The sequence below is a fragment of the Mesorhizobium sp. M4A.F.Ca.ET.050.02.1.1 genome, assembly GCF_003997725.1.
Classification (GTDB): domain Bacteria; phylum Pseudomonadota; class Alphaproteobacteria; order Rhizobiales; family Rhizobiaceae; genus Mesorhizobium.
This window is the reverse complement of record NZ_RZSG01000398.1, coordinates 1-5,445: the sequence shown is the minus strand read 5'-3', so window position 1 is coordinate 5,445 and position 5,445 is coordinate 1. Positions and strand designations below refer to the sequence as shown.

Below are 5,445 nucleotides of genomic sequence, written 5' to 3'. Positions count from 1 at the left end.
CCTGAAACTGTTTCAGCCGAACGAGGTTTTCACGTGACTTCATGATTCGGTACTCCCGGAAACGCACACCCGCACATATCGTCCAATCCGCTCGGAAAGGCCCAAGCGCTGCCCGTATCCCCTGGCTTTCCCCCCACTATGGGAAACAAACTCCTAAAGTTTTTTGCCGTTGGTAACCATTCGTTTACGGGCATTGTTAATCATACGGGCGAGGACTTAAGGCCGGGTAAAAATTCCGGCTTTCGACGGGAAGCCGACCAGCGAGTCCCTGGAGTCACTTAGGCTGGCTTATTAATGTGGTGCATTAGCGGTTTTGGTCTGTGATTCGTTATTAGATTCAAGAGGGTGTAGAAAGGGGTTAAAAAATCTGGTATCGTCCTCGGCACGAAATTAGGTTTTGTTAACCATTCGATGGCACCTTCTGTTCAGGCAATCACTGCTCCGGTCCCGGACGGGTCGTGACATGGTCCGGCAGCAGAAAAGGGGAATGAAATGCGTGTTCTGCTGATAGAAGATGACAGTGCAACCGCACAAAGCATCGAATTGATGCTGAAATCGGAAAGCTTCAATGTCTATACGACCGATCTCGGCGAAGAGGGTGTCGATCTCGGAAAGCTCTACGACTACGACATCATCCTTCTCGACCTCAATCTGCCGGACATGTCGGGCTATGAAGTCTTGAGAACGCTTCGCCTGTCCAAGGTGAAGACGCCTATATTGATCCTGTCCGGCATGGCCGGCATCGAGGACAAGGTGCGCGGCCTCGGCTTCGGCGCCGACGACTACATGACCAAGCCATTCCACAAGGACGAGTTGGTGGCGCGCATTCACGCCATCGTGCGGCGTTCCAAGGGCCATGCCCAGTCGGTTATCACCACCGGCGACCTGGTGGTCAACCTCGACGCCAAGACCGTCGAAGTCGGCGGCCAGCGCGTCCACCTGACCGGCAAGGAATACCAGATGCTGGAGCTGCTCTCGCTGCGCAAGGGCACCACGCTGACCAAGGAAATGTTCCTCAACCACCTCTATGGCGGCATGGACGAGCCGGAACTGAAGATCATCGACGTCTTCATCTGCAAGCTGCGCAAGAAGCTCGACGCGGCCTCCGGCGGCCAGAACTACATCGAGACCGTTTGGGGCCGCGGCTACGTGCTGCGCGAGCCGGAAGACATCCGCGTCAGCGCCTGACCCATTCTTTCGATTGCTCTTCAGCACAAAAAAACCCGGCTTCAGCCGGGTTTTTTGTGTTGAATGGCCAATCCTGGCCTGCCGTCAGGCGGCGATCTTCAGGACGCGGAATCGTTCCAGCAATTGCGGCCGGTTGAATGGTTTCAAGAGGTAGCCCTGGGCGCCGGCCCGCTTTGCCCGCATGATCGATGCGACATCGACCTCGACCAGAGAGACCAGGATCTGCGGCTTGACCGCGCTTTCCATTGCGCGCACCCGGCGAATGAAGTCCACCGCCTGCATGTCCGGCAGTCCGCCGTCGACAACGATGACGTCCGGCATGTCGGCGGCGCACACCTCAATGGCATCAAGCCCGCTGGCCGCTTCGATCACGGTGAAGTCGGAGCCACCGAGGATGCGCTTTGCGACCTTCCTGATGACGCTCGAATCGTCGACGAACAGGCAGCGTTTCATTTCCGGGTCCTCTTTGCCATTCCGGCGAACCGGCAACGTGCGGGTAACCGTGGCCACCATAGTTCAATCTGGTAAAGAAGCGGAAAAGCCGTTAGGTAAAGTTTTTGCAAAGATGCGCCTTGTTCGCTTTTGCGTCACGAACTCAGCCTGGACTGGCCGGAAAAACTTGCTTCGCCTGAATTTCAGGCTCCATCACAAATATTATCTGGAATAAATACTTTATCTGTTCTTGCCGGCGGATACAGCGCTCAGACGACCGACAGCACGATTTCCTCGGCTGTCGCATGGATCGATATCGTCATGTTGGCCTCGCGCGCCAGGAGCAGCGTGTAGTAGGGCTGGACGGAATGGGCGTCGATCGGCTCCTCGGGCTTATGACCGGAATGCAGTTCGAGGAATTTCGGCGGCACGCGCAGCATCGGACCGCTGGCCGACAGCGCAAAGCGCGGCTCGGCGTCGAGATTCTCGAGTGTGACGACAAGCTTGCCGCCGCGCGGGATGGCGGCGTTGGCGACGAGAATGAGGTTGAGCAGCAGCTTGACCTTGTTCTTGGGCAGGAGCGCGCGGGTTCCGTTCCACACCAGCTCCGGCTTCTCGTTCTTCAGGAAGGCGATGGCGACAGCCTCGGCGTCGCCGGTGTCGATCATCATGCCGGCGGAACCGGCGGCGCCGAAGGCAATGCGGGCAAATTGCAGCCGGGCCGAAGCGTTCTTGGCACTCTGGCGGATCAGTTTCATGGCGTCTTCGTCGGCGCCGCCCTCATCGAGCAATTCAAGGCCGTTGTTGATCGCGCCGACCGGCGAGATGATGTCGTGGCAGACCCGGCTGCACAGGAGCGCGGCAAGGTCGGGTGCGGAAAGGGTGAAAAGCTCGGCCATAGGCGAAGTCCCTGCTAAAGTTCACGTATTCACGGCCGAGCGATCAGTCGTTGCGCCCCGCCAACACGAATCACGCGCTCTCCCTGGGCACTCTGAATACACAGCGCCTGTGCGTGCAGCAACAAATCCAAAATTGTCGGCGGCGAAAATGGTGCTTTCGCGCAGAAATGCCGGGCCGGCGCAGCGACTCGTGGCCGGAGGCGGGGCTTCCCGGCCTTCGAACCGCCATCTTCATGTGAGAGTTTAATGGTTGAAAAAGGATTACGGCATAGTTTGCCCGTGAAAGTCACCTCAAGCGGCCGCCAAGAGCCGGAGGGGGTGCGAGGCGTCGGCGAAAGTGCTCCCTGACGGAGATTGGAAGCATGTTTTCCCGATACTACGACCGGAATCTTTTCCGCGTCATTTCCATGGCGATTGCCTTCTTCAGCGTTCTCGCCTTCTCAACCTCCGCGCTGCGGGCCCAGGAATATACCGCTCAGGAGATCGTCGATTCCGGCCACAAGTTCTTCGGCGCGACCTCTGGCGGCCTGGCCACGGTCGTCGAGAAGATTTTTGCGTCCTACGGCCTACCGAACGGTTACCTGCTCGGCGAGGAAGGGTCCGGCGCGCTGATCGGCGGCCTGACCTATGGCGAGGGCACCCTCTACACCAAGAATGCCGGCGACCATAAGGTGTTCTGGCAAGGCCCTTCGCTCGGCTGGGACTTCGGCGGCGAGGGGTCGCGCGTCATGATGCTTGTCTACAACCTCGACGACATAGGCAATCTCTATAACCGGTTCGGCGGCGTTGCCGGCTCCGCCTATGTCGTGGCGGGCGTCGGCTTCAACGTGCTGCAGAACAACAGGGTCCTGCTCGTTCCGATCCGGACCGGCGTCGGCGCCAGGCTCGGCGTCAATCTCGGCTATCTGAAACTTACGCAGCGGCCGACCTGGAACCCGTTCTGACAAGCTCATGGCCGCGCCAATCCGACATCAGTGCTTCGGCCTGTTGCAGGTCTTGCCGCGGCATGCTCTTGCCGCGGCGCTGGATTTCCGTCATGCCAAGGTGGCAAAGTCGAGCTTTGGCGGTTGCCGCCATCCATAGCGGATAGTCACCTTGGTCCAGTCGATCCTGTTTTTCGCCCTCGGCTTTCTTTGCGCCGGCTTCCTGGCGCTGCTTGTCGCTCCGGCCATCTGGCGCCGGGCGGTCGCGCTGACGCGCCGGCGGCTCGAGGCTTCGATGCCGCTGACGCTGGCCGAAATCCAGGCAGACAAGGATCAGGTCAGGGCCGAGTTCGCGATGTCGACGCGACGGCTGGAGATGATGGTCAAGGCCCTGCAGGAAAAAGCCGCCGAGCAGTTGGTCGAGATCGGCCGCGGCCGCGAGGCGCTTAAGGGGTTGGCGGTCGAGCGGAAGGACAAGAACCAGGCGCTTTCCGACCTCGAGGCGAGGACCGGGGAACTGCACCAGCGCGAGCAGCAGTTGCACCAACTGTCCGAGAAACTGGCGCATATGGAGCGCATGCTGGAGAAGCGCGCGCTCGAGCTGGAAAAGCTGGAGCACATGTACGACGATGCCAGCTTCGCCTCGAGCAACCGCCAGATCGAGCTGGTGGCACGCGAATCCGAGCTGGACAAGCTCGCCAACGACATCGCCATGCTGCGCGCCCAGCGCAAGGAAGCGGACAGGCGCAACCAGGAGACGACGGCCGAAAGCAAGGCCGCGCGCGAGGCCCTGAAGGCGGAAAAGAAAAGAACCGGCGAACTGGACAAGAAGGTCGAGCGGCTGCTCGCCACGCTTGCCGATCGCGAGGAGAAGCTCGACCGCCGCGAGAAGGAACTGCTACGGCATCGCGAGCGGGCGAAGGGCGAGGCCGCAGGGCCTGCTGCCGCGGCGTTGACGGTCGACGTTACCGGCAACGACATCGACAAGGCGATCGCCAGGCTTGATGGCGATCGCGAGCGGCTGGAGGCGCGGCTGACGACACTGGCGCGCGAGAACAAGCGGCTCAAGACTGACCTTGCCGCCCGGGAAACATCGAAGTCCGGTGCGGGCAATGATGCACGCAACGCAAGTGCTGCCTTGCGCGACCAGATGAACGAACTGGCCGCCGAGGTCGTCAACCTGACGATGAAGCTGGATGGACCGGATTCGCCGATCGCCAAGGCGCTCGCCTCTCCGCCGCGTGAAGGCCGACCGGCGAATGGGGAACGCGTCACCAGCCTTGCCGATCGTGTGCGGGCGCTGCAAAAGGCGCATTCGCCGAACGGAAGGTAGCGCGCACCGCCACCTGCTTGCACCCAGGGCCGGGCATCACCATGTCTGATGCCATGATCCTCCGTGCGGTCGCCGCGATTTTCCTGCTCGCTCTCTGGCTCTTTTATCCGCTGCTTTCTGCGCTGTTGGATGTCGCGACGTCGCTGTGGGGTATCACCGAAATGGCCTGCGATGCGCGATCGAGGGCAACCGGCGCTCCAGTGCCGCTGGCAGACGACATGGAGGTCTTCAGGATCGAGGCCGCCCCGAGTGAGATCGGCACGACGCGCATCGTTCCGAAACCAGATCAGTCTTCGACCACGTCTCTCATAGGCGATGTCAGCCGCGCGAAAAATGATGCAGCGCGATTGCCGATGCGGCCGCGACATTGAGGCTGTCGAAGCCTTGCGCCATAGCGATCCGCACCGTGCGCAATTGGGAGAGCAAGCCCTCGGGCAGGCCTTCGCCTTCGGTGCCGAGATAGAGCGCCAGCCGCTTCGACCTCTGCGCATCGCGGATATCTGTCTCGCCGCTTGGCGACAGCGCGAACTGGCCAAAGCCCGACTGATCGAGCAGGGCGGTGAAAGCGGCGGTGTCGTCAAAGGATGCGAAGGGGACTTTCAGCGCCGCGCCGACCGACACGCGAATGGCTTTTCGGTACAACGGATCGCAGCAGGTCGCGTCCATAAAG

General features: G+C 60.8%; 7 protein-coding genes. 4 read left to right on the top strand and 3 right to left on the bottom strand.

Annotation, left to right across the window (positions count from 1 at the left end):
• Positions 1 to 492 precede the first annotated feature (492 nt).
• Complete coding sequence (ctrA, locus tag EOA33_RS22650; RefSeq protein ID WP_006203583.1) at positions 493 to 1,188, top strand: cell cycle two-component system response regulator CtrA; 696 nt, start codon at positions 493 to 495, stop codon at positions 1,186 to 1,188.
• Positions 1,189 to 1,272: 84 nt separating this feature from the next.
• Here the strand turns inward: ctrA and EOA33_RS22645 are convergent, their stop codons facing one another.
• Entirely contained in the window at positions 1,273 to 1,641 is a 369-nt protein-coding gene (locus tag EOA33_RS22645) for a response regulator (RefSeq protein ID WP_126058594.1), read from the bottom strand.
• A gap of 248 nt (positions 1,642 to 1,889) precedes the next feature.
• Positions 1,890 to 2,519 carry a histidine phosphotransferase family protein gene (locus EOA33_RS22640; protein WP_126058595.1) on the bottom strand — a complete coding sequence of 210 codons (630 nt, stop codon included), beginning with the start codon at positions 2,517 to 2,519 and terminating at the stop codon, positions 1,890 to 1,892.
• A gap of 362 nt (positions 2,520 to 2,881) precedes the next feature.
• Here EOA33_RS22640 and EOA33_RS22635 point away from each other — a divergent pair, with 362 nt between their 5' ends.
• The 3 genes from EOA33_RS22635 to EOA33_RS22625 all read left to right on the top strand — a co-directional run bounded on the left by EOA33_RS22635 (position 2,882) and on the right by EOA33_RS22625 (position 5,146).
• Positions 2,882 to 3,463, top strand: a complete 582-nt coding sequence (locus tag EOA33_RS22635; RefSeq protein WP_126058596.1) for a DUF1134 domain-containing protein — start codon at positions 2,882 to 2,884, stop codon at positions 3,461 to 3,463.
• Positions 3,464 to 3,614: 151 nt separating this feature from the next.
• The gene (locus EOA33_RS22630) at positions 3,615 to 4,775 is read left to right on the top strand and encodes a hypothetical protein (protein WP_126058597.1); all 1,161 of its coding nucleotides are present in this window, start codon (positions 3,615 to 3,617) and stop codon (positions 4,773 to 4,775) included.
• Between the two features lie 41 nt (positions 4,776 to 4,816).
• Positions 4,817 to 5,146, top strand: coding sequence for a hypothetical protein (locus EOA33_RS22625; protein WP_127406638.1), 330 nt, complete (start codon positions 4,817 to 4,819; stop codon positions 5,144 to 5,146).
• Here EOA33_RS22625 and EOA33_RS22620 read toward each other — a convergent pair.
• Positions 5,094 to 5,445: TrmH family RNA methyltransferase (locus EOA33_RS22620; RefSeq protein WP_281033540.1), on the bottom strand; the 352-nt coding region annotated here is incomplete at its 5' end. The genes EOA33_RS22625 and EOA33_RS22620 overlap by 53 nt on opposite strands.